Below are 3,572 nucleotides of genomic sequence, written 5' to 3'. Positions count from 1 at the left end.
GAGGATTGCTATAGTACTTATGTCCTGCCATAGCCATAGCTAAAAATCCCCAAAGAATCATCCCTGATACGCTCAACATCCCGCTACCGATAACTAACTGTGAAGCAGAACTGATCCCAATGGCGCGGGCAGCACTGACAAAACTATCGAAACGACCTTCACCATAGCTGCTAATAGTAATAATCAAAAAGATTAATCCACCCATATAAAATATGCCTCCAAACCAACCAAGGGTGAAAAACATATCTAAAATGCCACTATCAATTACCACTACTTCAATTTGACCAGTTTTTTCGTTGACCTTCCAAATATTTCCTAAGCCGTTACCTAGACCATTAGAAAGCGCTAAACCAAGATTTCTGTCGTAAGTTCCCGATCTATCTTTAAAACTGCCATCTTCTTGAATATTAGAAAAAGTTTCAAAACGTGCAGCTACTACTCCAGCAATTGGTTCGATAGTTGTCAATGGCACAACACAAATAGCCATGACCACAATTATGGTAATTAAGCGCATTTGAATTTTGGCTTTGACTGAACCCATAATCATAATTATTCCAAATAACCAGCCTCCCCAATTAGTACGTGCTTGTGTTAATAAAAAAGATAAGTAACCAACAGCTGAAGCCGGAAAAATTAAACTTCCTGAACCGGTCAATAATAACAGTAACCCAGCCTGCATAACAGAACCAAAGGGGCCAACTGAGTGTAATGTACTCCAGACGCGCATCCCGAAAGGTACAGGGTTTCCAGAACTCATGAATAATTTTGATTGTATGAGCCAGTACCTATCCCACTCAGGAGCTACCACAAATTGATATACGCCATAAGTTCCTAAAATCAACACACACCAGAGAAATGTTCGCTGAATATTCTGGCGATAACTGGGATAATCTCGCCAGTTGATAAATAAGTGAAAAGCGAAAATCACCGGACTGAGCCAATCCATCAATCCGCGCGCTACAGGGATAGGTGGGTTGTAAATTAGACCAATAAGAAAGCCATAGAACACTCCGATAAAAGCTAAAACAAACGGCAAACCCCCTTGGCGAGAAGCGCGGGGAAAGTGTCGCAAAAATGTTGCTATAGTAATAAACACCACTAAGTAGGGTGCTATGAGCATTTGACGGCTAGCATCCCACCCTACCCGATAGTCAACTAAGCGAGTCGCTAAGGGTGTGAGAAACCAAATCCACCAAGTAAAGCCAATGTAAAGAATAGGATGCCGCAAGTATAAAAATAAGGCTACTACTAAAGCTGTCGCCGGGTAAATTAGGCGCAATGCGGCAGTAACACCACCAAAATAGCAAACTACAGTTAGTAATATAAAGCCTGCGATCGCCATCCAACCCTGTAGCGATCGCTCTTCGGGAGAATAGTTGTCTTGTAAAAAACTATTGAAAAGTATCTGCTTAGAATTCATTCAATTTTAGATGTACATATAAATAAGTTCAACTCGTTCCCAGGCTCTAGCCTGGGAATGAAGTCATTCGAGGCTCTGCCTCATTCTGAATTGCGAATTCTGAATTTTGAAATGTTTATATCCCTGCCAACGCCCACGCCAAGATGCTAATAACTTTTTCCCCGCCAATTGCCCTTGGGTAGGTAAAAATCTCAACCATTGTATTAAGCCCAAACTATCGCAAGTACCCACGAATACTGCCCAAAACAAAAATACAATCCGGCGGATAAATGGCAAATGCTCTAATAAAACTAAGGTTTCATTATGGACTAAATTAATAAATGCAGTTTCATTAAAGTTATTTCGCTGATCTTCGTCAAAACGTTGTGCTGGATAATGATCTACAGCAACGTGAGGAGCGTAAATTATCTTCCAACCAGCCCGCTTTAATGCCAAGGTGAATGCCATTTCAAAGTGTACCTGCGCTCCAGTACCACGCATCCGCTCATCAAAGCGTAGTTGTCCGATAGCTTGGGTACGAAAACTCATGTTCACGCCCTTGAGAATATCGACTTCGCGGGGTTCTCCCACTCCCAGGTGATGGTTGCCAATGACTCGCCCAAACCACTGCAACTGTCCCACTACTGGGCGGGATTCATCTTCTAATTTGCTGCCGTGGTATATCCAATCACGCCCTCCCAGTCCGCCAAGGCGACTATCGCAGGTAAAGTAAGCTGCAATCCGCTCTAACCAATCGCGGTGAGGTGCGGCATCATCATCAGTAATGGAAACAATATCGCCCTCCACTGCTGCTAGTCCGGCGTTGAGAGCTGCTACTACCCCCGGTTGTGTCACTTTCACGGTATGCAGTGGCAAGTTGTGCGCTGTGTATTGGGCAAGAAATTGCCAAGTTTCTGCATCCGTATCGCGGACAACCACTATCACCTGATCGACTGGTTTAGTTTGCTCCTGTAACGCCAAAAGGCAGCGTGAGAGGTCTTGTGGACGGCGATAAGTCGGTATCAGAACGGTGTTCCGCATTCTTGCTTAACTCCTCGAATAAATCCACATAAGTTTGTGCCATAGTAGTCCAGCTGTGTTGTTCTGCCACAGAACGAGCAGCTTGACTCATTTGCTGCATGAGCATATCTACACTTACCAAGGACATCATCGCCACAGCCAAAGCTTCGATATCATTTGAGTCGGTTAAGACGATGCCACATTCTGGTGTCACCAACTCTGCACCCCCCGTAGCTGTGGCAGTAATTACTGGTAGTCCTGAAGAAAGTGCTTCTAACAATACGAGGCTACAAGCTTCATATCGGGAAGGAAAAATAAATAAATCTACTGACCGCATAATTTCGGGGATATCACGGCGAAATCCGACAAAATGCACGCGATCGCTTAACCCCAAGGATGCCGCTAATTGTGGGAAAGGACTACCTTCGATATGACCTACCACCGCCAAATGTAAATTAGGTACTTTTACCAAGGCGTGTAGGACTGTATCTAAATTCTTTCTGGGTGTGCGGATGTCTCCAGCAAACAGGGCTAGGGTGACATTCTCCGGTAAACCTAATTTTTGGCGATTGCTTTCACCAGGGGTAAACTCTTCTAAGTCAACGCCATTCACAATTACCCGAATCCGAGAACGCGGTACACCAATGTTGACTAATTCTTGGGCTACCTTTTCGGATACAGCCACTACAACCTGTGCTTTTTGGAAAGCCTGTTTTTCCCAACGGGCATTAAAAGCCGTAAACAGCCATTGATAAAAACCATATAAATCGCGGCGGTTGCGGGAAATATGAACAGGCGATCGCAACCATGAACTGTGGACAAAATGTACAGCATTCACATCAGCCGCAGCCAGATTAATTGCTCCATTGACTTTAACTAAATCAATGTCAGAGCGATGTTTACGTAACCAATCTGCACTTTTTTGGGCAAAGATGAAATTACGTACAAATTCTGTGGGATAGCCTTTGACTGGAATTTTAATCCAATTAACTTGGTTATTGTCTTTTAGTTCTGGTGCGACTTCACTAGCTAATAATGTCAAGTGATGACCACGACGAATTGCTTCCTTAGCAACCTCATAGTTTACCCGCCCCTGACCATCACCTTTTTTTACTTTATGAGTAACAATACAAAGTTTCATACACTATTTCCT

Annotated in this window: 3 protein-coding genes; all 3 read right to left on the bottom strand. The window is 43.6% G+C overall.

Going from position 1 to position 3,572, the window contains the following annotated elements; translation table 11 throughout:
• On the bottom strand, nt 1-1,420 hold a 1,420-nt coding region (locus IQ229_RS18325), incomplete at its 3' end, for an O-antigen ligase domain-containing protein (protein ID WP_194046163.1).
• A gap of 63 nt (nt 1,421-1,483) precedes the next feature.
• The gene (locus IQ229_RS18320; RefSeq protein ID WP_194046161.1) at nt 1,484-2,440 is read right to left on the bottom strand and encodes a glycosyltransferase family 2 protein; all 957 of its coding nucleotides are present in this window, start codon (nt 2,438-2,440) and stop codon (nt 1,484-1,486) included.
• Nucleotides 2,358-3,560 carry a glycosyltransferase family 4 protein gene (locus IQ229_RS18315; protein WP_194046159.1) on the bottom strand — a complete coding sequence of 401 codons (1,203 nt, stop codon included), beginning with the start codon at nt 3,558-3,560 and terminating at the stop codon, nt 2,358-2,360. The genes IQ229_RS18320 and IQ229_RS18315 overlap by 83 nt, the downstream gene beginning before the upstream one ends.
• Nucleotides 3,561-3,572: the final 12 nt, after the last annotated feature.

Origin of the sequence: Nostoc cf. edaphicum LEGE 07299 (assembly GCF_015207245.1) — a bacterium.
In the GTDB taxonomy this organism is placed as follows: Bacteria; Cyanobacteriota; Cyanobacteriia; order Cyanobacteriales; family Nostocaceae; genus Nostoc; species Nostoc edaphicum_B.
The sequence above is the reverse complement of the archived record's forward strand: the minus strand, read 5'-3'. Positions and strand labels throughout refer to the sequence as shown.